The organism is Kitasatospora sp. NPDC059577 (genome assembly GCF_042735475.1).
Classification (GTDB): domain Bacteria; phylum Actinomycetota; class Actinomycetes; order Streptomycetales; family Streptomycetaceae; genus Kitasatospora.
This window is the reverse complement of record NZ_JBHWBZ010000002.1, coordinates 272,070-292,791: the sequence shown is the minus strand read 5'-3', so window position 1 is coordinate 292,791 and position 20,722 is coordinate 272,070. Positions and strand designations below refer to the sequence as shown.

14 protein-coding genes and 3 pseudogenes are annotated in these 20,722 nt (G+C 73.1%); 9 read left to right on the top strand and 8 right to left on the bottom strand.

The genetic code is table 11. From position 1 onward, the window contains the following. Positions 1–109 precede the first annotated feature (109 nt). The gene (locus ACFV0O_RS03880; protein WP_380335931.1) at positions 110–2,086 is read left to right on the top strand and encodes a hypothetical protein; all 1,977 of its coding nucleotides are present in this window, start codon (positions 110–112) and stop codon (positions 2,084–2,086) included. Between the two features lie 606 nt (positions 2,087–2,692). On the opposite strand, the gene ACFV0O_RS03875 is transcribed toward ACFV0O_RS03880, so the two are convergent. Then, positions 2,693–3,922, bottom strand: coding sequence for a hypothetical protein (locus ACFV0O_RS03875; protein ID WP_380335928.1), 1,230 nt, complete (start codon positions 3,920–3,922; stop codon positions 2,693–2,695). Beyond that, positions 3,919–4,212: a hypothetical protein gene (locus ACFV0O_RS03870; RefSeq protein WP_380335925.1), complete on the bottom strand. Its 294-nt coding sequence runs from the start codon at positions 4,210–4,212 to the stop codon at positions 3,919–3,921. Before ACFV0O_RS03870 ends, ACFV0O_RS03875 begins: the two co-directional genes overlap by 4 nt. A 230-nt stretch (positions 4,213–4,442) precedes the next feature. Between ACFV0O_RS03870 and ACFV0O_RS03865 the strand changes: the two genes are divergently transcribed. Beyond that, the gene (locus ACFV0O_RS03865) at positions 4,443–5,132 is read left to right on the top strand and encodes a hypothetical protein (protein WP_380335922.1); all 690 of its coding nucleotides are present in this window, start codon (positions 4,443–4,445) and stop codon (positions 5,130–5,132) included. Here the strand turns inward: ACFV0O_RS03865 and ACFV0O_RS03860 are convergent. Then, complete coding sequence (locus ACFV0O_RS03860; RefSeq protein ID WP_380335919.1) at positions 5,081–7,849, bottom strand: BTAD domain-containing putative transcriptional regulator; 2,769 nt, start codon at positions 7,847–7,849, stop codon at positions 5,081–5,083. The genes ACFV0O_RS03865 and ACFV0O_RS03860 overlap by 52 nt on opposite strands. A gap of 336 nt (positions 7,850–8,185) precedes the next feature. Here ACFV0O_RS03860 and ACFV0O_RS03855 point away from each other — a divergent pair, with 336 nt between their 5' ends. The 3 genes from ACFV0O_RS03855 to ACFV0O_RS03845 all read left to right on the top strand — a co-directional run bounded on the left by ACFV0O_RS03855 (position 8,186) and on the right by ACFV0O_RS03845 (position 10,463). Further along, on the top strand, positions 8,186–8,668 hold the full coding sequence (locus ACFV0O_RS03855) for a ribosome-inactivating family protein (RefSeq protein WP_380335917.1): 483 nt from the start codon (positions 8,186–8,188) through the stop codon (positions 8,666–8,668). A gap of 487 nt (positions 8,669–9,155) precedes the next feature. Next, complete coding sequence (locus tag ACFV0O_RS03850) at positions 9,156–9,599, top strand: SRPBCC family protein (protein ID WP_380335915.1); 444 nt, start codon at positions 9,156–9,158, stop codon at positions 9,597–9,599. An 81-nt stretch (positions 9,600–9,680) separates the two neighbouring features. Then, positions 9,681–10,463, top strand: coding sequence for an oxidoreductase (locus tag ACFV0O_RS03845; protein WP_380335912.1), 783 nt, complete (start codon positions 9,681–9,683; stop codon positions 10,461–10,463). Between the two features lie 194 nt (positions 10,464–10,657). On the opposite strand, the pseudogene ACFV0O_RS03840 reads toward ACFV0O_RS03845, so the two are convergent. Both ACFV0O_RS03840 and ACFV0O_RS03835 read right to left on the bottom strand, forming a co-directional pair. Next, positions 10,658–10,801: pseudogene (locus ACFV0O_RS03840) on the bottom strand (three-helix bundle dimerization domain-containing protein); the annotation flags it as partial. 109 nt (positions 10,802–10,910) lie between these two features. Continuing rightward, positions 10,911–11,249: a hypothetical protein gene (locus ACFV0O_RS03835; protein ID WP_380335910.1), complete on the bottom strand. Its 339-nt coding sequence runs from the start codon at positions 11,247–11,249 to the stop codon at positions 10,911–10,913. Positions 11,250–11,740: 491 nt separating this feature from the next. On the opposite strand from ACFV0O_RS03835, the gene ACFV0O_RS03830 reads away from it, so the two are divergent. The 3 genes and pseudogenes from ACFV0O_RS03830 to ACFV0O_RS03820 all read left to right on the top strand — a co-directional run bounded on the left by ACFV0O_RS03830 (position 11,741) and on the right by ACFV0O_RS03820 (position 13,845). Beyond that, positions 11,741–12,280 carry a GNAT family N-acetyltransferase gene (locus ACFV0O_RS03830; RefSeq protein WP_380335908.1) on the top strand — a complete coding sequence of 180 codons (540 nt, stop codon included), beginning with the start codon at positions 11,741–11,743 and terminating at the stop codon, positions 12,278–12,280. A 309-nt stretch (positions 12,281–12,589) separates the two neighbouring features. Then, positions 12,590–13,012, top strand: a pseudogene (locus ACFV0O_RS03825) (transposase family protein); the annotation flags it as partial. 374 nt (positions 13,013–13,386) lie between these two features. Next, positions 13,387–13,845 carry a hypothetical protein gene (locus ACFV0O_RS03820; RefSeq protein WP_380336035.1) on the top strand — a complete coding sequence of 153 codons (459 nt, stop codon included), beginning with the start codon at positions 13,387–13,389 and terminating at the stop codon, positions 13,843–13,845. 12 nt (positions 13,846–13,857) lie between these two features. Here the strand turns inward: ACFV0O_RS03820 and ACFV0O_RS03815 are convergent, their stop codons facing one another. The 3 genes and pseudogenes from ACFV0O_RS03815 to ACFV0O_RS03805 form a co-directional block, all read right to left on the bottom strand. Then, positions 13,858–16,803, bottom strand: coding sequence for a tetratricopeptide repeat protein (locus ACFV0O_RS03815; protein WP_380335906.1), 2,946 nt, complete (start codon positions 16,801–16,803; stop codon positions 13,858–13,860). An 824-nt stretch (positions 16,804–17,627) separates the two neighbouring features. After that, the gene (locus ACFV0O_RS03810) at positions 17,628–18,710 is read right to left on the bottom strand and encodes a site-specific integrase (RefSeq protein ID WP_380335902.1); all 1,083 of its coding nucleotides are present in this window, start codon (positions 18,708–18,710) and stop codon (positions 17,628–17,630) included. 469 nt (positions 18,711–19,179) lie between these two features. Further along, positions 19,180–19,353: pseudogene (locus ACFV0O_RS03805) on the bottom strand (pirin family protein); the annotation flags it as partial. A 95-nt stretch (positions 19,354–19,448) separates the two neighbouring features. On the opposite strand from ACFV0O_RS03805, the gene ACFV0O_RS03800 reads away from it, so the two are divergent. Continuing rightward, positions 19,449–20,603, top strand: coding sequence for a tyrosine-type recombinase/integrase (locus ACFV0O_RS03800; RefSeq protein ID WP_380335899.1), 1,155 nt, complete (start codon positions 19,449–19,451; stop codon positions 20,601–20,603). Positions 20,604–20,722 lie beyond the last annotated feature (119 nt).

Genomic DNA, 20,722 nt, shown 5'->3' with positions numbered 1-20,722 from the left:
GTCCGCGCGGCCCGGCAGGACCGGGCCGGTGCCCCGAGTCCGCCCGCGCCAGGGCGCCGCGGCGGCGGGGACGGCCTCGCCCCCTTCCCCAGCCGAGGAGATCCCAGCCATGTCCAAACACCGGCTCAGCCGCCGTCGGCGGATCGCCGCCGCCGCCACCGCGCTCGCCGCCGGCGGCGTCCTGATCGTCGCGCAGAACGACGCTCCGGCCGCCGCCACCGACCCGGTCGGCCTCAACTCCGTCTACGAGTACCTGGGCTGGGGCGACTCGGGTGACGCCCAGGACCCGGTCGAGGTGATGAAGGCGACCGGCATCCGGCAGTTCACCCTGGCCTTCCTGCTCGCCAACCAGGGCTGCGAGCCGGCCTGGGACGGCACGCGCCGGCTGACCGGCAGCGACGAAGAAGCGAAGATCAAGGCGATCCGCGCCGCCGGCGGCGACGTCGTGGCCTCCTTCGGCGGCTGGGACGGCGCCAAGCTCGGCGAGAAGTGCACCGACGCGGCCCAGCTCGCCGCCGCCTACCAGAAGGTGATCGACGCCTACCAGCTGAAGGCGATCGACATCGACATCGAGAGCACCGAGCTGACCGGAGCCGAATCCCGTCACCGGGTCGTCGACGCGCTCAAAGCGGTCAAGGCGAAAAACCCCGGCCTGAGGATCTACGTCACCTTCAGCACCGAGGAGAACGGCCCCGACGCCGACGGCACCGACCTCATCACGACGGCCGCCAAGGCCGGCCTGGAGGCGGACGGCTGGGTCGTCATGCCGTTCGACTTCGACCGCCACCAGGGCACCATGGTCGACGCCACCAAGTCCGCCCTCACCGGGCTCCAGCAGACCCTCGTCAAGGCCTACGGCTACGACCAGGACACCGCCTGGCGGCACGCCGGCCTGTCCTCGATCAACGGGCACAGCGACTCCCCGGACGAAGTGGTCTCCCCGGCGGATTTCCAGGCCATGCGGGACTTCGCCGCCGCCCACCACCTCGCCCGCTTCACCTTCTGGGCCGTCAACCGGGACCGCGCCTGCGCCGGGGCCTTCACCGCGGACACCGCCTCGAAGTGCGGCGGGATCCAGCAGAGCCCGTACGAGTTCACCAAGATCGTGGCCGGCTACCACGTCGACTCCACGTCCTCGGGCACGGCCACGCACTGCCCCGGCCCGACGGTCAGCCCCTCGCCGGAGGTCACCGTCCTCACGACCGCCTCGGCCCCGGCCGAGGCCGAGACCACGGCCGCCGCCCGGAGCGGCCGACCCGTCGGAACGCTCGCCCCCGGGCCCAGCGCCTCCGGCTCGCCGACCAAGCTGCAGACGGCGACGGAGGCCAAGCGCGGGAAGACGGCCTCCCCGACGGCCTCCCCGGATGATTCGGACGACTCCGGGGACACCGGGGACTCCGGGGACTCCGGGGACGAGAACACGAAGCCGAAGAACACCGCCGAGCCGGCCGATCCCACGCAGAGCGCGAAGCCCGACAAGCCCAAGAAGGGCGCCTCCAAGCCCACCACCGCGTCGGCCTCGCCGGAATCGGGTCCGCCGACGGCCACGCCCTCGAAGCACCGGACCTCCCCGACGGCCACCACGAGCACCGCACCCGTCACCCCTGCCCAGACCCCCACCACCGACTGCGCCACCACGGCCGACCCGGTGGTCACCCCGACCACCCCGACCACCCCGGCCGGGAGCCCGGGCGCCACGGCGACCTCGACGTCCACCGGTCAGCCCACCACCGAGCCGACACCCGAGCCCACTGCCAAGCCCACCACCGAGCGCCCGACCCAGCAGCCGGCCCCGAGCCGCACCGCGACTCCGGCCCCCACCACCCAGGCCCCGGCCCCGGTGGTCACCCCCACCGCGACGCCGACGGCGACCGCCACCCCGTCGCCGACGACGAAGCACACCGCCCCGGCCGCCGCTCCCACCACCACCGCGGCCACGGACGCCAACGGCCAGCCCCTCGCCTCCACCGGGGGCGGCAGCGCCACCAGTGTCGTGGTCGCCGGAGCCGGCGCGCTGCTGCTGATCGGCGGCGGCTTCGGGATGGTCGGCAGCCGTCGCCGCCGGGCCGCCGAGGAGTCGAACTGACTCCGCACCGGATCGCGGCACGGCGTGACCGTTCTCCCGGGCAGGATCGAGCCTTCCGTCAGTTACTACGCCACGCTGGCGGAACTCCTGGTGCGTCTCGGGAGCTTCGGGCTCGGTCTCACCTGGAAGGTGCGGATCGACGATGCCCATCCGGTCACCAGGTCGCCGAGATCGGGAAGGATTCCGCTCCGGCGCCGGGATCGGCACCCTGGCGCTCCCGGCCCTGGTCGCGCCGTCGACGGGGACTTCGCGGGGTAGGCAGGCGATGAGCTGAGGGTGGTGCTGCGGGAGTTCGACAGCGGGAGTTCGACAGCGGGAGTCGGGAGGTCTGCACTGCGGACGCCTCGGTGATCCGGGAGATCCGCCGGCACTACCCGGACGCAGTGCCGACTCCTGAGGACGTTCTCCAGGAGATCCCCTGGCCGACCGACCGGCGGGGGGACGTGATCCGAGGCTCCGACTGATCGCTTCCGAGCGGGACGAGCTGTGGGCTTACGCTCGGCGATCTTGGTCGGCAGGTTTCCCGGGGGCGGGCCGGCCCGTATGGAGGGGGCCCGGTCGGCCCGTGGGGACAGGGAGACGGGCCGACCGGGCGGGGGAGGGTGGTCAGGGGCCGCAGGTGACGCGGATGGGGGCGGCAGCGATGTGGGCGTGGGTGGGCCGGCCGGAGCCGGTCCAGTCCTGGCCGCGGTTGTGGAGGCGCACGACCAGCGGGCCGCCCGCCGGGCGGAAGGTGCCGGTGTCGACCCAGCTGCCGCGGTGGCCGACCTGGTCGACGGTGAAGGCGCCCAGGTCGACGCCGGAGCCTCCGGCCACCGTGTAGTAGGCGGGCGCGCCGCCGACCTGCTGGATCGAGCCGGAGGACGGTGCGTACACCGAGATGCCGCAGCTCGCCGAGCCGGCGCCGACGTCGAAGGTCCACAGGGCGTAGGTGCTGTTGTCGTCCTTGTTCCTGTCGCCGGACATCGGCACCGCCTCGTAGCGCCCGTCGCACGAGTCGCCGGTGTCGCCGCCGCTGGTGACGGTCACCCAGCCGTCGGTGCCCTGACGGAACGCGCCGACCTCCTGGAAGCGGCCTCCCGGGCCCGAGCAGCCGAATCCGGCCACCGCCTGGAAGGCGGGCTGCGGGGCCGGCGGAGCGGGCGCGGGGAGCGCTGGTGCGGCTGGCGGTGCGGCTGGCGGTGCGGCGGGTGCCGCGGGCGTCGCGGGCGCCGCCGAGGCGGACGGCGCCTGGGTGGCGGCGGTGGAGCGGGGGGCGGTCGGCGCGGTCGTCGTGGGCTCGGCCGAGGGCGGGGCGGTCGCCGACTCGGTGGCGGTCGCCGTGGGGCTGGGGGTCTCCGACGGTGCGGCGCTCGCCGGCGACGCCTGGTCGGTGGGCGCTTCGGTGCCCGCCGGGTGGCGTCGGCCGTGGCTGCCCTGCGGTGAAATGCCGCCGGGTGCCGTGGCGGCGGCCGGGTCGCGGGGGGTGGCGTCCGGCTTGAGGAAGGGGGCGAGCAGCAGCAGGACGGCGCCGCAGCCCATCGCCGCCACCATGGTGATCCGCCGGGCGTCCCAGGGCCTGCGGGTGCCCCGCCCGAGCGGGCGCACCGGGAGGCGGAGGCGGCCGCGGGCCGGCCGTGGCCGGGCGGCGACGGCCCGGGTGGCCGTCCCGCGTGCCGCCCCGCCGAGTGCGGTGGCGCGGTGGCGGGCTTGCCGTAGGGCGGTCCGCAGACGCTCGGCGGCGCCCGGCCGGGAGGGGGCGACGGGTTCGGCACTGACCCAAGGCAGTTGGAGGACGGTGGCCCGGGCGCTGTCGGGCTGCGGGGTCTCGGGCGTACCGCCGTGCTGGTCGGTCACCGCAGGGCCTGCCCGTCCACGAGCCGGGCCACGTCGGCCGGGGCGCCCGCTCCGGGCAGCAGCACCCGGATCCCGCTGCGCGAGGTGCCCGACGGCCGCAGGGCGGGGTCGTACACCACGGCCACGGCCACGGCCACTGCCACCGGCCGGGGCGGCTGCGCCGGGTGCGCCTGGACGGGGCCGCGCGCGGGCGGGGGGACCCGTACCGCGAGGACTCCCGCCGCGACGAGGCCGAGGGCCGCTGCGGCGCAGACCAGTGCGGTCCGTCGCCGTGTCGCCGTGCTGCTCACGTTCGTCTCCCCCAGAAGCTGTCGCCGGTTCGGGTCCGGGCGGCCGCAGTGGTCTGCGGGCCGGGGTCGGCCCCGTCGATTCGTCCCGTTGCACGGAATCCGCCCGCCGAGGGTTCAGATCGGGTTCGGGCGGGTCGAACCGGGAGGGGGCGCCGTCCGTGCTACCGGCCGAGGCCGGTCGGCGGTGGGTGGCCGGCGGTCGGCGCGAGCACGGACGGGGGAGGAAGACGATGGCCTGGTACCAGGGGGCGAGCCGGATCACGGTGACGGCGGTGGAGGGGCGCGTCCCGCATCGCGCGGTGGTGGCCGTCGCGGGCGCCGGGCCTGTGGAGATCCCCGGTGAGGTCGGCGCCGTCCACCTGGTCCAGGCGGAGCGCCGGCAGCTCGACCTGGAGCACCGTCACGCGGGCGAGTGGTGCCCCACCATCCGTGCGGTGCAGGGCCGTTGCCAGGAGATCCGGGGTGTGCTGACGCAGGCCGTGCACAACCGCAACCGCGATGTGGCGGGCGACCGCCAGGACCGCAACCTGGTGCTGCGGATCGAGTGGGTCGCCCCGGACGGTGACGAGCCCGCACCGGCGACCGCGACCCCCGCCGCGCCGCACCACCGCCGAGCACCGGGCCCCGGCGGTCTCGACCGGGTCGGCCGCGCTGCGCACCTCGGCCGGCCCGGCGTGCGGAACCACCGCTCCCGGCGCGCGGCACGACCACCGCTCCCGGCGCGCGGACGATCGCTCCCGGCGCGCGGACGACCACCGCGGGCTCCGAGCCTGACTTCCTGCGGCCGGCCGCCCCGGCGGGCCGGACCACCGGCACGGGAGGTGCCGCCCGGCCGACCACCTCGACCGCCTCGTGGAGCGGCTGACGGCTATTCCGCGGGGAAGCAGCGGGCCAGCCGGGCCTGCACCAGCTCCACCTGACGGGTCATCCGCCCTTGCTCGGCGGCGAGTTCCACGGCCCGCTCCCAGCTCCGGCGCGCCTCGGCCACCAGCCCCCGGTCGTACATCACCTGGCCGATGAAGTCGGCGAAGTCGAACTCCGCGTGGGCCTGGTTGCCCTGCGCCCGGCCGAGTTCCAGCACCCGGTGGATCTGTGCCACGGCCTCGTCGGTGCGGCCCAGGGCGCGCAGGATCTGGGCGTGGGTCTTGGTGGAGATCACCAGGTACGGGTCCGACTCGCGCCCGGCCAACAGCTCCAGCGACTCCTCGATCGGTGCGAGCGCCTCCTCGGAGCGCTCCGCCCGGAACAGCGTGTGCGCCAGATTGTTGAGCGCCTGGGAGAGCAGCCGGGGATCGCCCTGCTCCCGCGCGTGGGCCACCGTCTCGGCGAAGCCCGCGAGGGCCTTGCCGGGCTCGCCGTAGTCGTCGGCGAAGCTCGTCCGCATGCTGAGGTACCGGTGTCGCATGACCGGGCGGCTCTCCGGGTCGGCGACGGCGACGGCGCGCTCGGACTGCTCCAGCGCCTCCCGCCGCCGGCCCAGCCAGCCCAGCGAGAGGCTGTGGTTGGAATACAGGTGCGGCCAGTCGGCGGCGGTGCCGGCGCTCCCGGCGGCCGTCAGGGCCTGCCGGGCGGCCTCCTCCCAGGCGCGGAACAGCCCCGCGTCGAGGTAGAGGTAGCCGGCGTTCTCGACCATCCGGCAGGCGTGCCGGTGGGCCCCCCACTGGCAGGCCAGGGCGATCAGGGCGCGGACGGTCGGCTCCTCGGCCCGGAACCAGGCCAGGGCGTCCGCCGACGTGGCGAACTCCGGGGTGCCGCCGGTCGGGCGGTGGGCCGGGCGGTGGTGGCGCGCCTCCGGCCGGGCGAGCACGAGCCCGGCGGCGGTCGCGGCCAGGTAGTGGTCGAACAGCCGCTCCAGGGCCGCCTGCCGGGTGGCGGCCGGCAGTTCCTCAGCGGCCTGCCGGGCGTGCAGCCGCACCAGGTCATGCCGCTCGAAGCGGCCCGGTGCGCTCTCCTCGACCAGGTGCGCCAGGTGCAGCAGCTCCAGCGTGGCGGCGGCCGTGCGCAGGTCGGTGCCGGCCAGGGTGGCCGCCGCCGCGGTGTCGACCTGCTGGCCCGGGTGGGTGCCGAGCAGCCGGAACAACGCGACGGCCGGCTCGGGCAGGGTACGGACCGTCAGTTCCATGGCCGCCGCGACGCTCAGCGTGCCCTGGGTGGCCAGGACGGCCAGCCGGGAGCGCTCGTCGGCGAGTTCGCCGGCCAGGGTGGCGACCCGCCAGTGCGGCCGGGTCGCCAGGCGCGAGCCCGCGATCCGCAGCGCCAGCGGCAGCCCCTCGCACAGGTCGATCACCCGTTCCGCTGCCGCCCGCTCGGCCTCCAGCCGCGGCCGGCCCGCGACTCCGGCCAGCACCTCGAAGGCCTTCTCGGCGTCGAGTGACCCCAGGGTCAACGCCCGCGCGCCGTCGAGCGGGAGCAGCCCGGTGAGCCGGTGCCGACTGGTCACCACCATGGCGCAGCCGGGCTCGGCGGGCAGCAGCGGGAGCACCTGCTCGGCATCCCGCGCGTTCTCCAGCACGAGCAGCACCCGGCGGTCGGTCAACAGGGTCCGGTAGGCGGCGGTCAGCTCCTCCCGGTCGGCGGGGAGGGCTCCGTCATCGGCACCGAGGCCGCGCAGCAGCTCGGTGAGCGCCTCCTCGGGACTCAGCGGCTCGGTCTCGTCGAAGCCGCGGAGGTTGACGCCGATCCGCCCGTCCGGGAACGCCTCGGCGTTCCGGTGCGCCCAGCGCAGCACGAGCGCTGTCTTCCCGACCCCGGCCGGGCCGGTCACCAGAAGCAGCCGGTGCGCGCCGCGGGCGTCCGGGCCCGGTCCGTGGTCCGCGCCGCTCTGTCGGCTCAGCCAGGCCAGTTCGGCCTCCCGTCCGACGAAGCGGCCGGGTTCACGCGGCAGTCGGGCCGGGGCGGCGGGGGGCTTGGCCTGCGGGGTGGACCGGATCCGGGCGAGGGTCTCCTGGAGGGCGGTACCGGGATCGATCCCGGTCTCCTCGGCCAGCCGTCGCCGGGTCGCCTCGTACACGGCGACGGCCTCGGCGGGCCTGCCTTCCTGGTGCAGGCAGAGCATGGCGAGGCGGACCAGTGACTCCCGAAGCGGGTGTTCGGTCAGCGCCCCGGTGAGCTCGGCGGTCACCGTGTGGCCCTGCCCGGTGCGCAGCAGCCGTTCGGCCAGCTGCTCCAGGGCCTCGACCCGGAGGGTCTCCAGCCGGACGGCCGCGCCCGCGCGCAGGGCGGCGGAGCCGCAGTCGGCCAGCGCGGGGCCCCGCCGGAGTGCGACCGCCTCGCGCAGCAGCGGTACGGCCGCCTCGTCGGAGGCTTCGGTGCGGGCGCGGTCGACCAGCCGGCCCAGCCGGTGGGCGTCGATCAGGTCCGGGTCGGCGCGCAGGGCGTAGCCCGGGGCGCGGGTCTCCAGGCGCAGGCCGTCGCCCAGCAGAGCGCGCAGCCTGGCGACGTGGCCCTGCAGCGCGGCCCGCGCGGTGGGCGGAGGGGCGTGGTCCCAGGCGAGGTCGAGCAGCCGCTCGACGGGCACGATGCGGTTGGCCTCCAGGGCGAGCGCGGTCAGTACTGCACGGCGCCGGGCGCCTCCGACGTGGACGGTCGTCCCCATGGCGGTCCGCAGCTCCAGCGGTCCCAGCAGCAGAATCCGCACGCCGCTCCTGTGCTCTCGTCCGTCTCCGACCCCCGGCGCCGCACCCTATCGGGCCGGTGGCGGGCGTGCCGGGCCGGTCCGGGGCCGGAGTCCGAGACCGACCGGACTTCATGGACAGCTGTCCATGAAGTGTCGATGAACCTCGGGACCCGACGGGGCGACGATCGTGGATCCACAGCCCCTACGACCTTCTGGCGGTGTGAACGCCTGGAAGCCCGGAACGACCGCACGACCGCACGGGCGACGGGCGACGGGCGACGGGCGACCTGCGAACGGCGCGGGGTGGGAGCGGTGGCCAGGTGGCCTTCCCGGTCCCGCGAGATCCACGGATCCCCGATGCGCTCCGCGCGGCCGAAGGTTCGTGCCGACAACGCGATGCGGCAGGCCGCGGGCCGGGGGCGGGAGTCGATGCCCATCGGCTGGTACGACCTCATGGGTTCGATCGACAATCTCGCGACCACCGGCTACCCCTACGGCGCCAACCAGCAGAACGTCGCCAGGTCACTGATGTTCATGATCCAGTTCACCTCCGAGGCCGCGCGCTTCTGGGACGTCTACGGCGTGACCCGCGACATCCAGGGCGGCAACACGCCGTTCTACAACGGGCTGCCCCTGACGCAGCAGTACCTGGAGAACTCCTGGGACCAGATCTCCCAATACGCCTACGACGTCACCAACAACCCCAGCACCCCGCCCGTCAACGTCACCGGCGTCGGCACGTTCTACAGCTACGGCGACGTCCAGCGCTGGATGGCGATGCTGATCGGCACCACCAGCCAGGTCAGCTCCACGGGCGACTGGAACCACTCCGAACTCTGACCCGACGTCACCTCGCCCTCGGAGGAACTCACGGACGGGCCCGGGCCGCTCGCACACGCCGCCTCCGGGCAGGACGCGATCGAGGGCGCTGACACCGTCGTGTTCGCAGTCCGGCTGGTCACCACGAGGGAGCAAATCCCGCAGATCGCACCCCATCCGCGACGGCAAGCTCGCAACCGACCCTGCCCGGCGGCGACCTGCACCCGACCGGGCCCAACGGCGAGGTCGTCGACCTCGACCAGGCACGCGACGCGGTGAACGACGCCCGCCGATGATCCACTCCCGAGGGGCAGGGCTCTACCCGGGTCGGTGTCCCGGAAACCGGGCCCAGGCGCCGAGCCCCAGGCGCCGATGTGGTCGGAGAGGTGGTCGGTGGGGTGCTTCGGACCGATCGCCCTCCCGCTCCCCCGCAGCCGGGAGGCGTGAGTCGGGACTCTCTGGAATCCTGGCTGTGAAGCGCCTGCCGGGCCCACCGCGAGGAGCCGACATGTCCGGACAGTTCGAGGCGAGCGTCGAGGTCGACCGCCCGGTGGAGGAGGTCTTCGCGTACCTCGCCGACGGCCGCCACGACCCCGACTTCAGCCCCCGGGTCCTGGAGATCACGAAGACTCCGGAGGGCCCGACCGCCGTCGGAACGGTCTTCCGCAGCACCGTGAAGGACGCCGGGATGAAGTCCTCCCGCGAGTTCCGCATCACCGGCGTGGAGGCGCCGCGCAGCGTCCGGTGGAGCGAGCAGAGCAAGAACCTGATCACCGCCGAGGGTGGCTACGACCTCGAACCACTGCCGGACGGCCGGACACGCGTCCGGATCTTCAACGTGCTCGAAGGGCACGGCCTCGGCAAGATCCTGCTCGGCCCGGCCCTGCACGCGGCCCGCAAGGACGCCCCCGGCTTCGGCCTCCGGATCAAAGCCGCCGTCGAGCGATCCTGACCGCGGCACCGGGCACCCGCATCGCCGTTCCGGCGCAGCACCGTCGTGCTGCGGCCGCGCCCCGCACCCGAGGAGTCGCCCATGGACCTGCACCTCGCGGGCAAGGCCGCCCTCGTCACCGGGGCCAGCAAGGGGATCGGACTCGCCGTGACGCGGGCGCTCGCCGCCGAAGGCGCACACGTCGTCGCGGTGGCGCGCGGCACCACCGGTCCGCCGGCCGACCTCGCCCCGCAGGTGCACCCGGTGTCGGCCGATCTCACCACGGCGGACGGCCCCGCAGCCGCAGTCGCCGAAGCGGTCTCCCGGTTCGGCGGACTGGACATCCTGGTCAACAACGTCGGCGCGGTGCGCCCGCGGCCGACCGGCTTCCTGTCGGTCACCGACGACGACTGGCTCCACGGGCTGACGATCAACTTTCTCTCCGCCGTCCGGACCACCCGAGCGGCCCTGCCCTATCTGATCGAGCGTGGCAACTCCTCGATCGTGACCGTGAGTTCGGTCAACGCGTTCCTGCCCGACCCGATGGTCATCGACTACTGCGCGGCCAAGGCGGCGCTCTCCAACTTCTGCAAGGCCCTCTCCAAGGAGGTCGGGCCACACGGTGTGCGGGTGAACACGGTCAGCCCCGGGCCGGTGTCCACAGCGCTGTGGCTCGGTGACGACGGTGTCGCCGCGACGCTGGCTGAGGCGGCGGGCGGAGATCCGGCGGAGATCGCCCGCAGCGCCGTCGCGCAGTCGGCGACCGGTCGTTTCAGCAGCCCGCAGGAGGTCGCCGACCTCGTTGTGTTGCTGGCCGGCGACCGGGCCGGAAACGTCACCGGGAGCGACTTCGTCATCGACGGCGGCCTGGTCCAGACGCTCTGAACTCCGCTCGGCCCGTGCAGGCGGGGGCCGAGGGATCGCAGCCTCATCCCGCTCGCCTCGGCCGGGCCCGGTGTGGGTGCGCGCGGTGCGGGGCCCGGAATCCCAGGGACCGGTACGCCCGCCCCAAGCGCGCAGCCGGTCAGCCCTCCGGGGAGGGGCGGGCTGTCCGATGGTGGCATCGCGAGCAGGGCCCTGGCGCGTCGCTCCGTCAGGATCGGGACGAACGTCCGGACCCTGGCGTCGCGTAGTTCGTCGTAGGCACCCACGACGAGAGCGTCCACGGTGGCCGGGTCGGCCTCGGGGCGGGCGGGCTTGAGCCGGGCGGCAACCAGCCTCATCGCCTCCTCGTCCTCCGGCGAAACCCAGGTCGTGGTCACCGCACCCGATCCGGGGTGGCCGGGAGCGTCGTCGGGCAGTCGCCGCCGCCCGGGCAGTTCGTGTTTCGGTTTACCAGCCGGCATGGCGCGGGCCTATCGGTTTGCGGTGCGACGCCGGCGGGGTGAGGGTCACCACGGCGACCTCGCTCCCGGGCTCTGCGGCTTCGTGGCAGGTCAGGGTGAGCAGGCCCGCGTCGGCCAGGTCGCGGAGCGCCTCCCGCAGGAGACCCGGTTCGACGCGCAGGGCCACGGCCGCGGCCGTCACCGGAAACGTCGCTGTCCGGGCGAGGTGCTGTCTCGGGTCGGCGACGAGATCGACCAGCAGCCCGGCCGCGATCCGCCCGGTCGGAAGCTCCCTGGCCCACCGGGCCCAGGCGGTCGCCCAGTCCTCAGCCGCAACCAGCTGCACCGGCTCACACCCCTTCCCATCCACCTGCCTTGCGCCGACCCGCCGGCCCACCCGACAGCCGGCCCCTGCATTCAGCATTCTCCGGCTGCCCGGACCGGACCGCCTGCCGGTACCGGGACCTGCCCTGGTTCCCGCCCGATTCCTGACCGAGAACAAGCACCATGACGTCTTGTACATGACATGACCGGGATGGCTCGACGCGTCAGATGGCTCGTCCTCATGAAGCCCGGGTCCCGGAATCGGATGTGCGCCCTTCGGGATCCGCGTCGGCCTCGATACCCGGCAGCGGACCTTGTCGCTCCTCGAACCGGCGGTCGGGTCGCACGTGATGACGGGACCGGTCGGCTGAGCACCGTGGATCAGTGAGCCGACGGACCCGGCAGCACCCCCGGGTTAACGAGTTGCCGCACGATAATGATGCGGTCTTGATCGTGCGGGGCCCCGCGACTTGGTGCTGGTATTTGGCGATGCTGGCCTGACAGGATCGGCTCGTGATCAAAACCTCGGTGACTATGCGCGAGCTCGTTGTCGGTGACTGCCACGCTGTACATGCCTTCGCCAGCCTGCCGGAGGCTTGCCGCTACCAGGCGTGGGGGCCGAACACCGAGGAACAGACGCGGGACTTCGTCCAAAGCGCGGTGGATGCCCGGCTGCGGTCCCCACAGGTGAGATTCGTGTATGCGGCCTGCCTCGACGGTGAACTCGTCGGTATGGGCGAGCTGAAGGTTCGTAGTCTGGCCCACCGTCAGGGCGAGATCTCCTATCTCGTGCATCCTCGGGTGTGGGGTCGAGGCGTGGGCACAGCCATCGGCCGGGAACTTCTCGGCAGAGGGTTTGGGCTGATGGGACTGCACCGGATCCATGCGACCTGCGATCCTCGCAACGTCGCATCGGCCCGGGTGCTGGGCAAGATCGGCATGACCCACGAGGGCCGACACCGGCACACCGCGCTGATCCGGGACGGCTGGCGTGACTCCGAAGTCTTCAGCATCCTCGACCAGGAATGGGCGCACCGGCCCGGGCCTGAATGATCGGGGGCATTGGTGGTCAGGCTAGGGCAGTCGCCCTGGTGCCGGAGGCAAAGAGCCGCGCGGGATCATCTGGAGTGTGAAGTCGAGTCGGGCCCGCGCGGCCTGCTCTGATTCTGCCTGTGCGGGATCTCGAAGGAACACCTGGGTGCGCTGATCACCGAGTTGGCCGGGCCGTGGACCGCAGCCCGCGACTCTGAGCTGGCCAAACGGCGTGGCCATGGCCGATTGCGGGCAGCCGGGGCTGGGCCGGATCACCAGCTGGTCTTCGTGGACCGGGTGTTGGTGACCTTGGTGGTGTTGCGCTGGGCGCTGTCGCACAGGGTGCTCGCGGCGCTGTTCGGAGTCTCGCCCTCCACGATCGACCGGGCGGTCGACGAGGTGCGCCCGTTGCTGGCCGCTCGCGGTTTCGCGGTGCCGGATCGGCCCGGGATCAGGCTCAGGACCCTTGCGGACGTGTTCGCCCATGCCCAGGCCGAGGGGATCACGCTGCGGATCGATGGTACCGAGGTGCAGGTACGCCGCCCGAAGGCGGGGCGGCCGGGCCGTAAGGCGTTCGTGTCGGGCAAGAAGAAGCAGAACACCGAGAAAGCCACAATGATCAGCGACGAACAGGGTCGGGAGCTGTGGCTCGGGGCGATCCGCCCGGGCCGGATGCACGATGTCACCGCAGTACGCACCGAGGGCATCGAGGAGCAGTTGCGGCTGCACCCGAACGTGAAAGCCGAAGTCGATTCCGGCTATGCCGGCCTGGCCCGCGACTTCCCCGGCCGGGTCAGCACCCCGCCGAAGAAGCCAGCGGCGGACGCCGGGGGCGGTCACCCAGTCCGGCGCGGGGGGGGGCGCCCCGCCCGGGGGGGGGGCGGGGGGGGCCCCCCCCCCCGCCCCCCGCCCCCCCCCGGGGGCGCCCCCCCGACCTGGGTCCCGCCCGGCCAGGCGCCCTGCGACGCTTCATCGCCACGGCAGCGCGCCGAGTCGCGGCCCGGTCCGATGGGTTTACCGGTCGCGCGGGGAGGGGCAGGAACGCGCTGGGCGGTACGCCACACCTGGGAGTGCTCCGGCGGTTCACCGAAGGCGTTCGGTTCGACGGGGCGGGAGGAGGGGTTTCCATGGATCCAGCCGCGCTCGCGGCCCTCGCGGGTTCGTCACTCGTCGGAGCGATGGCCACCGACGCCTGGGAGCACGCGCGGGACGGGGTGGTCGCCGTCTGGCGTCGGTTCCGTCCGGACCGTGCGGAGCTGGTCGGCGAGGACCTGGCCGAGCTGCGCCGGGAGGTGCTGGTGGCCGAGGAGCAGGATGACGAGCCCCTGCGGGAGGCGCTCGCCGCGGACTGGCAGCAGCGGCTGTCCGAGCTTCTACGCCGGCAGCCCGAACTTGCCGGGGAGCTGGAGCGGGTACTGGACGACGTGCTGACTCCGTCGCTGCCCGCGGAGGCGCGGACCCGGGTCTACAAGCAGACCAACGTCGCCCACGGCAACGGACGAGCCTTCGGTGTCCAGGACGGGAACCTGATCTACCACGAGGGCAAGGGGCAGGGCGGCAGCAGCCCGGAGGGAGTCACTGGCTGACGTCCGGTCCGGTCAGCCGGCGAGCTCCGCGCGCAGCATGTCCCGGAGGGCCTCGAAGCGCCTCAGGTCGGCCGTGAACGCCCCGGGGTTTGCCAGGGCCGACTCCTGCATGATCTCGATGGCCTCCTCGGTCATCGCCAACCCCTTGCGGACGAAGCCGGTCTGGGCCCAGTGGATGGCGTGGTTCGCGAGTGCGCGGGCCAGCGCAGGCCGGTACGCCGACGGGTGCTCGTCGGCCAGGGCGCGGTAGATGCCCACGGCGGCGTCGGACATCCTCAGGGCGTCCTCCGTGCGGCCCACCGTGGCGAGCCGGTTGCCGAGGTTGTTCAACGCCTGGCCCACGCTGTCCCGGTCGACGTCCTTGCCGCTCGCGGCCTGCCTGCGGTAGATGTCCACGGCCTCGTCGGTGGCCGCCAGCGCCGCCACCGGCCGGTCGAGGGCGGCGAGGCGGTTGCCGAGGTTGGACAAAGCGCCGGCCAGGAACTCCTCGTGCAGGACGGGGTTGACCGCGGTCAGTTCGCGCCATTGGGCCACGGCCTCTTGGCTGGTCTCCAGCGCCTCGGCGGCGCGGCCCGCTGCCCACTGGTAGACGCCGAGGCCGATCAGTGACCGGGCGAGGGCAGCCCGGAAGGCGTCCGGGTTGACGGTGGCCAGCCGACGGCGGATGTCCACGGCCATGGTGGCGGCGTCGCAGGCCTCCTCACTGCGTCCCATGCCCCACAGGTGGTTGGCGACGGTGGTCAGTGAGGTCGCGTACCTGGGTTCGTACCGGTCGGGATCGGCGGCGGCCAGCTCCCGGAAGACGGTGAGCGCGGCGAGCCCGACCTCGACGGCGAAGGCCCGGCGCCCCAGCTGGAACAGCGCGATCCCGGCGTTGACCAGGGCGCGGGCCAGGTCGGGCCGGTAGCCGTCGGGGTCTACGTCAGACAGCTCGCCGTACAGGTGCGCCGCTTCCAGGGCGGCATCCACGGCCTCCTGAAGGCGGTCCGCCTCCAGGAGCTGATGGACCAGGTTGCTCAGGGGGCGGGCCAGGTTGGCCGGTGGCGCGTCGGGGTACTCGGCGGCGTGGCGGCGGGCCAGGCGTACGGCCTCCTCGGTGACGGCCAGCGACTCGGGGAGCCGTCTCATCGCTGACAGGCAGACGCCGAGGTTGGCCAGGGCGCCGGACAGGTTGGGCAGGTGCCGCGCGGGGTCCTCGGCGGCCGGGCCGCGCACACACTCGACCGCCCGCTCACTGGTGTCGAGCGCCTCGCGGTCGAGGCCGGCGTGGGACTGGCGGGTCGCCAGGGCGGCGTAGAGGAGCGAGCGTTCGGCCGGGTCCCGGGTGAGGCCGAGGCGGTGAGTGGTCAGGATCGCGGTCACCGCGGCCATGCCGGGGTCCAGGTCGGTGTGCTGCCCCTCCGGGAAGTGAGCCTCCACGGCTTCGAGGACGGGGACGATGTCGGGCAGGCCGGCGAGGATGGTGAGGGCTGCGCTCCCGGCGTCGACCGCCAGCCGGGGGTCCGTCAGCAGCAGTGGGTGCACGTACTGCGGGCCGAGGTGGTTCCAGTGCTGGGCGGCGGACAGAAGGAAGGTGACCGCGCGGGCGGTCCAGGGCGCGGGGACGCGCTCGGCGCCGGGCCCGTCGTCGGAACGTTCGAGCAGGGCTGAGGCGGCGGCGGCCGCCCACGGCTGGTCCGGGTAGGCGAACCGGTGGCCCGGCATGGTCAGGGCGAGGAAGTCCTCGGCGAGGCGGTCCGGGTAGAGAGGCTCCAGGACCAGGTCGGCACCGGTTTCGGCCGGCGGGTAGCAGGACCTGTGGTCGTCCAGCGCCTCGGGGGCGTCGGGCACCCGGAGCCGGCCGAGGACCGTCCTGCCGGCGCCGTGGGAGAGCGTTCCGGTGAGGACGGCGGCGTACACGGTCCGGTTCATGATCTCGGGCGGCGTTCGGAAGCCGTTCCCGTCCTGACCGGCGTTGGCACCGTCGCCGTACAGCCGCGCCCAGTGCAGCCGCTCGCGGTCGAGGAGGTACATGGTCAGGCCCGGTCGGTCGGTCGGCACCTCGGCGCGCGGTGTGGGTTCCGCCGCCGTTTCGCCCTCGGAGCCGCAGCTGGAGTCGGCCGCTAACCCCGCGCCCGCCGCGTGGACGTCGACGGCGACCAGGGCGGCCATGTGGACGGCCAGGGTCAGCCCGAACTCCGCTCCCTCCAGCGTCGGGGGCGGCTGAATCGCGGTCGTGTCGCGGAACCGGTAGATGCCGGCGAAGGCGTCGCGGGCGGCGGTGAACATCGCGTCGCGTGCCTCCCCGCCGGGTGGCAGGGACTCCAGGGGCTGGACGGAGACGTCGGCCTGGTAGGTGTCCAGAATGCCGCGGAGCTGCGGCAGTTCGTTCATCGTGCGTCCCAGCATCAGCACCCGGGTGGCCACGCCGGTCCGGTGCAGCAGGGCGTTCTTCAGCAGCCAGGTCAGGTTGGTGGTGAGCCACCGGTCGGCGTAGTCGACGATCAGCAGCAGGCCGGCCGTTCCGTCGGGCCGCAGGTCCTGGCTTCCGGGCTCGATCGGGTCGGCATCGGGGCCGTGGACGGCGACGGCGACCTTCCAGCCGGCCTCGGCGGACTCGTCCGCGAACCGCGCGGCGAGCCGGCTCTTGCCCTGACCGCCCGGCCCGTACAGCCACCGGACGCTGAGTCGCCCACCGCCGTCCCGCCACTCCCGCAGCTCGTCGAGCTCCTCGTGTCGGCCGGTGAACGGCACCACGGCGCGGCGGGCGTTGAGCATCCGGCTGGGCAGCTTGCGGAGCCAGTCCCGGTCGGTGTCCGCCGTGTCCTGCCAGGCGCCGAGGAGGTAGAGCGGGAGCCCGCTGGCGCCGTGAACGTGGATGTCGGCCCCGATCGTGCCGAACGCGAAGCCGCTGACGGCGATCACGTTCTGGACGTACAGCGGCTGCGAGTCGTCGGAGTTGCGGTCGGCGTCGCTCACGAGGCACCTGCCCCTGCTCGGTATGCCCACCCGGCATGTGATGGGAAGTCGGATAGACCCTAGCGGGCCGGGCCTGGTGCGGGGAGGGCAGCGGACAAGTCTGCTCCGCTGCTTGCTGGTTACTGCCCGACGCCCGCCGTCCGTCGCCCGCCCGATCCCGGTCCCTGGTCCGGCCGGCCATGGTCGGTGAGGGAGCGCCCGCCGAGCGGGCTCGTGCGGCTTCGACCCGGCCTGCTGGGGTCGATGATGGATGCCGTCGCCCGGACGCCCTGCCGCCTCCAGCAGCTCGCTGTGAGCGGTGGATACGGCCCCTGCGACGACCCGCCCGGCGGCCTGAAGGGCACAGTCGGCGTCGGGGCGCCCGCGCGGACAGCTGATGTGGGCGATGGTGGCAGGTTGGTGGAGCTTGACCTGGGGCTTTACCCTCGGGTCGTGATCAGCCCTGGAGGGCTTGCAACGTGATCAGTCCGGTCGCGGCGGCCTGGAGTGAGTCCATCTTGCGTCGCCATTCTGCCGAGTTTCTGTCGGCTCCACGCGGTGAGGAAGGCCTCGGACACAATGCGCGCGGGGTGGTTGGCGAAGCTGTCCTCGCCGGTAGCCGGCTCGAACGGCTGGAGGCTTCGACGGTCTGATCGGTAGCCTGCCGACCGCGCGGCCCTGCCGCCGACGCCGGACCCGGCTCGGTCCAGCGCCGGGCCACCGTCCCAGCCTCGCTGCTCACCATGGTGCGTGCGGGCTCGGCGATCCGCTCGCCTACCTGGCCGAGAAGTCCGGCGCCCTCGTGCCGGGCGTCGTGCCCGTACCAGGGCAGGAGACCAACTGGCTCACCGGTTCTGCGCAGGTGCCGCGGAAACCGTGGTTCCCACCCGCATTACGGGATAGGGCCGGTTCATTGGGCCGACCCGACTGTCCGGTGCCGCTGCTTCGGGGTTGCCTGCAGGCGCGCGGGTGCGGAGGAGGGGAGTCGTACCGTTGGGGTCGGCCGGTTCGAGCTCGATGGCGCGGCGTAGCTGTTCCATGCGTCGGGGCAGGGGGTGCCAGCCGGGTTCTGCGGCCATCTCGGTGTTGAGGTCGTTGATCGCGCGGGCGTAGGCGCGGGCCAGGCCGCGGAAGTGCAGGGGCAGGCCGGGGCGGGGGTGGCCGCTGGGGGCGATGCTCACCCACAGGGCGTCGGTGGTCTCGTTGCCCGGGCCGACGGGTTGGGTGGTGTCGCGTGCGACGAGGTGGCTGCGGACGGTGAGCCAGTGGCGCATCGCGGCCCGGGTGGGGGCGGACAGGCCGACCGTCATGGTGGTGGGCGTGGTGTGCGGGTTGCGGTGCTGGGGGAGGCGGGTGAGGCGGATTGTGCCGCGGTGCAGGTCGACGTCGTGCGTGCGCAGGGCGCAGAGTTCGCCGGCGCGGCAGCCGGTGTCCAGCACGGTGCCGATGATCGCGAGGATCCGGCTGCGGGATTCGGACCGGCCGGGGCGGGCTGGGTGTTCCAGGTGGCCGAGCAGGATGCTGCGCGGTCGGGCGGCGACCACGGGCCGGAGCTCGACCGGCGGCGGGTTGCGGTCCGGGAGCGTGACGGTGATGCCGGCCAGGGCGCCGAGGATGCGGAGGCAGTCCTCCCGGACGCGCATGGAGGCGGGTGAGGCTCGGCCCGGTCGTGCGGCGGGCTTGCGCCGCAGCAGGCCCCGCTCAGCGGCGGTGAGGTAGTCGGCGAGGGTGTTCGGCGCGAAGAGCAGGGCGAGTGAGCCGGCGGCCGTGGGCACGATCGCGCCGCGCTCCAGGGCGGTGCGCAGTTCGCCGGCGACCCAGCGCAGTTGCTTCGCCCGGGACGTGCCGGTCGGCGGTTCGCAGGCACGCTCGACCAGGGCGTCCAGCGCCTCGACCGAGGGTGCTGCTGTCGTCGGGGCGTCCGCCATGAGGTCACCCTAGCGCCGACTCGGGGCCGTACGGTGGGCTCTTGCCGGCAGGGGCGGCTCGGAAGATCTCGCAGGGCTCGGATCTAATAACTGGCTTGAAGCAGGATCGCCGGTGAGGGCAGCGGACGGCATGGTGGCTGTCTTCTCCGGCCCGCGCCGCTCGGGTGGTGACCGTCCTTCGGCAGCCGGCAAGGGGGCCGTGCCGGGCATCCGCCGGTTCTCGCGGCGGCGCCCGGCGATGACTGCCCGGGCTCCGTGAGTGCCGCGGTCGGTTCTGATGGAGCGTCAGTAAACTCGGCATTGGGTCAGCATTGGTTCTGTCAGACGCTGTCGGGGATGGTCGAACGGTGTCATACGTCGAGTGCGGAAGCGAGTGCCGACAGGGGGACTTTGGGCTGAGCGCAGGGGGGCTCCGCCTCGGGGGTGCGGCGGACCTGGTCGCCGCACCCCCGATTGCGTAACGCGCAGGTCAGCGGGTGCGTCCGCGGGGCTTGAGGGGGATTCCCGGGAGCTCCGGGGCGGGCAGGCGGTCGCCCGGGTAGCCCTCGACGGCGCCGAAGCGGTCGGGGTTCGCGGAGCTCATCCACTCCTCGCGGGCTCGGGTGATGTCTTCGTGGGACCGCCCGATGAAGTTCCACCACATACCACGTGATTTGCGTTTCTTCCCAGGTCAGAGGTGTGGCGGACCATCTGCGCTCAGCAGAACGTCAGCATCGGACGGGATGGAGACCGCAGACGATGGCCCTCAGGACCCTGGCCCGCGGCATGGGCACCTTCTTCAAGACCTGTGAGCACCCGCAGTCGCGGTGGTCGAAGTGTCCGCACACTTACGTGATCCGGTTCCGCAACGCCTCCGGGCGGCAGACCGAGGAGTCCGGCTTCGCCACCCAGGACAAGGCGATCGACCGACTCACCGAGATCTACCGGGCCAAGCGCGAGAAACCCTGGGGCCAGAGCAAGGCCGAGCGCAACCGCAAGTACGGCGCGATGAACTTCGGCGCCTACACCGAAGAGTGGAAGGCCGGTCAGCGCTCGCTCGCCCCGGCTTCGCTGCGGCACCTCGAATCCCTGCTGGAGCACCACCTCTACCCCGCCTTCCACAGCCGCCGGATGGCCACCTTCGACCACAAGGTCGTCGACGCTTTCATCCGGACCATGGAACGCAACGGCGTCGGCCTGGCCACCCAGTCCAACGCCTTCGACAAGCTCAAGTCGATCCTGCTCGACGCCCACCGCCTCGGCCTCTACCCGGAGAACCCGCTCGACGGCGTCACCCCGCCCCAGTACGACCCAAAACGCGCGGTCATCCCGGCCCCGCTCCAGCTCCGGGGGATACGCGAAGCCGGCGACGAGACCTTCAACCTCGTCGCCGAGCTCATGAGCGGCTGCGGGCTGCGCAACGGCGAGGCTCTCGCCGTCAACGTCAACAACATCGTGGCCGACGACGTCTACCGCGTCACCGAGCAGGTCAACCAGACGACCAAGGACTACGCGCCGCTCAAGCACCGCAAGGGGGGCGTCTACCGGGACGTCCCGTTGCCGACCCGTACGCGACTCATCCTGCTCTCGTACGCGGACACCTTCGGCACCATCGACGGCTACCTCCTCCGCCACCCGCTGGACATCGCGAAGCCGTACCCGTCCTACTACCTGCAGAACCAGTGGGACCGGATCAAGCGGGCTGGCGACATCGACATCCCCGAAGGCATGACGCTCTACGGCCTGCGGCACTTCTTCGCCTCGAACTGCCTCAGCCACAACATCCCGATCACGGACGTCGCCGAGTGGATGGGCCACAAGAGCATCGACGTCACCTTCAAGATCTACCGCCATCTCATGCCCGGCTCGATCGGCCACGCCGCCCAGGTCCTCGACCTCGGCCTCGCAGCCTGAAACACGTGGGGCCCTGTTCGTCGCCGAACAGGGGCCCCCCACGTTATCCCCCCCCCCACAGTCTGTTATAAACCAAAGACCCGGCCGACGCCAAGAGAGGGGGATATCTCGGGGGGGGC

Excerpts from the sequence above, each read along its gene's own strand:
- ACFV0O_RS03865 (WP_380335922.1), top strand. The coding sequence starts at position 4,443 with ATGGCCTGGTACCAGGGGGCGAGCCGGATCACGGTGACGGCGGTGGAG.
- ACFV0O_RS03820 (WP_380336035.1), top strand. The coding sequence starts at position 13,387 with ATGGATCCAGCCGCGCTCGCGGCCCTCGCGGGTTCGTCACTCGTCGGA.
- ACFV0O_RS03845 (WP_380335912.1), top strand. The coding sequence starts at position 9,681 with ATGGACCTGCACCTCGCGGGCAAGGCCGCCCTCGTCACCGGGGCCAGC.
- ACFV0O_RS03855 (WP_380335917.1), top strand. The coding sequence starts at position 8,186 with ATGCGCTCCGCGCGGCCGAAGGTTCGTGCCGACAACGCGATGCGGCAG.
- ACFV0O_RS03850 (WP_380335915.1), top strand. The coding sequence starts at position 9,156 with ATGTCCGGACAGTTCGAGGCGAGCGTCGAGGTCGACCGCCCGGTGGAG.
- ACFV0O_RS03880 (WP_380335931.1), top strand. The coding sequence starts at position 110 with ATGTCCAAACACCGGCTCAGCCGCCGTCGGCGGATCGCCGCCGCCGCC.
- ACFV0O_RS03810 (WP_380335902.1), bottom strand. The coding sequence starts at position 18,710 with ATGGCGGACGCCCCGACGACAGCAGCACCCTCGGTCGAGGCGCTGGAC.
- ACFV0O_RS03800 (WP_380335899.1), top strand. The coding sequence starts at position 19,449 with ATGGCCCTCAGGACCCTGGCCCGCGGCATGGGCACCTTCTTCAAGACC.